This is a genomic window from Neolewinella lacunae (assembly GCF_014349155.1).
GTDB classification, from domain to species: domain Bacteria; phylum Bacteroidota; class Bacteroidia; order Chitinophagales; family Saprospiraceae; genus Neolewinella; species Neolewinella lacunae.
The window spans coordinates 1-2322 of sequence record NZ_JACSIT010000059.1; the positions used below are offsets into that span (position 1 = coordinate 1).

At 54.0% G+C, this 2322-nt stretch carries 1 pseudogene; it reads right to left on the reverse strand.

Going from position 1 to position 2322, the window contains the following annotated elements:
• Positions 1 to 2322: pseudogene (locus H9S92_RS03495) on the reverse strand (hypothetical protein); the annotation flags it as partial.

Below are 2322 nucleotides of genomic sequence, written 5' to 3' on the forward strand. Positions count from 1 at the left end.
GCCGCAGGGAGGTAATCGATAAAATCATCCGTGGGATCAGCAGGAGTGCCATTATCATTCACCGTAGCTACACCATTTTCCGGCAAAAGGACGATACGAATGGCATTGGTACCGGGTAAATCAGGACCGAAATCGTCATTGGCCAGTACGTCCAATACCACGGGGTCTTCCACAAAAAGTTCAAAGGTATCGTTGACCGCAACGGGCATTCCATCACAGGCGTCCGGAATACCGTTTCCATCACCGTCCAGTTGATCATCTCCTGCGCAGCACTTGTCCAGACAGTCAGGAACACCATCCCCGTCCGAATCTGCTCGAACGTAGGCATAGTAGACGATGAAGTCGCCCAATACACTGGCATTAATCAGTCCACCCACCGAAATCCTTACCTCATTGAAGGCTGCCGTACTGGGAAAGCCGATGAAGGCAACATCGGCGCTGCCACTGAGCAGCGTAACCCGCACCAAGGGGTCATTGGCGGTGAAAGATTCAACAAATGCCCCGTTCAGATAAGTCGCAATGGAGATGCCCCCCAGCAGGCTTGCGCCTAGTAGTTCACTGCTCGCTCCTACTACAAAGCCTGCTTCATAGCCCCCGGGGAATACTGTATTTGCGGTTACCGCAATCGTGCCACTTCCCGCTACCGACGCAGTGAGATCCAATAGGGTTCCGGTCGATAAATCGTCATCCACCAGCGCCGAAAGCGGCTCGATGGTACAGGCTACACACAGCAGATCATTTATCCCCGTCTCGTCGTAGTTAATCCTTCCGCAGTAGTCAGCGCTAGCGATAATGGGCTCAATGCACAGCGCACCCGGGTCTACCAAGGGATCTACGCTAAAGGGACAACCCGGTGCCTCCGTAAAGGCATAATACACCCTCAGGGTACTTAAAGCCCCAACCGTTGGGTTGTAAACAATTTCTACTTCGTCGAAGGGCAGGCTCGTGGTGAAGCCAATGCGTTGAAGGTTTTCCCCGGCTCCGAGCAAGCCTACACCCAGCAGGCTTGCACTGCTGGCAATTTCCTGCTGCTGGTTGTCCAGGTAAGTGACCAACTGGACGGAAGACAGCACGTTCAGGTCCAACAGACCCGTGGGGAATTCAATGACGTAACCTACCCGGGTACCTGCGGGATAGGTATTGTTCGTGTCTTTTACCGAGACCAGCGAGCTTTGTACCAGCAGTGAAACCAGGTCGTCGTATTCCAGGAAATTCTCCAAATCAGTGTCCACCACGTTCGATGCATCGGCATCCGCACACAGTATGCAGATCCCCGTGAAGGTCATCTCGTCGTCCACGATTACGCCTGGCCCCACCAAGGGATCATTACAGGCCAAATCAGTACCGGAGACCACGTAATTGACCTGCACCGTGTCGCTGCAAACTCCGTCCGAGAGGATGAAGGTATAGATGCCTTCCACGGATAGACCAGTGACCACGCCCAGCGCATCGACGGTTGCCGGGCTGGGATTCCCGGGATCGGCGGACCAGGTCTGCCCTGCCATTGCGGGCGGAAGCTGGGCCTGTCCAGTACCAAATTCCGGGCAGGAGGAAATGTCCACTCCCGCATTAAGCATACATTCCGGATTACAGGCCAAGGGCAAACCAGCACTGTTCAGGATGTTGTCATCGCCCACGCATTTGTCAATGCAGTCCGGGACGCCATCAAGGTCCGTATCATAACGAATAAACGCATTGAAGATGTCTAATCCGCCTAAGAGACTGACGCCCGAGGTCGTTACCAATTGCACTTCATCGTAGGGGGCAGAGGTGCGGAAGCTCAATGACTGCCTCCCGCCGGGAAGCAAATCGACGGACACCAGGTTTTGGTCCAACTGCACGTTTTCTACCGGAGCACCACCTAAGTAGGTCCGGATGCGCATGGTGCTGAGAACGGATAGGTCTAGAAGACCCAAAATTCCGTCTGGAGCAACAACAAACCCCACATCCGAACCGGCGGGTTGTGCTGCACCAATGTCCACCGAAAGCGTAAAGGTCTCACCGACTGAAATGCCATAGTTGAAACTGGCATTGTTCCCCAGGTTGTCATCAATCGCATCACCAGTGGAGGTGATGGAACAACCTATACAAAGAATCCCACCGGAGAATGAGGTTCGTGCACCGACGATGGAAGGGGTAAAACCATTCGACGGAATAATCGCCGTCTGGCAATCCGCATCACAAAGCGGGTCTTCTTCAAAAGCATAAAACACCCGCACGCTTCCCAGCAGGGTGAGGGTGGAACTGAGGTACAGTTCAATTTCGTCAAAGGGCAAAGTGGTGGTAAAACCAAGGCGCTGCTTGCCGCCAGCGTTGCCCAAA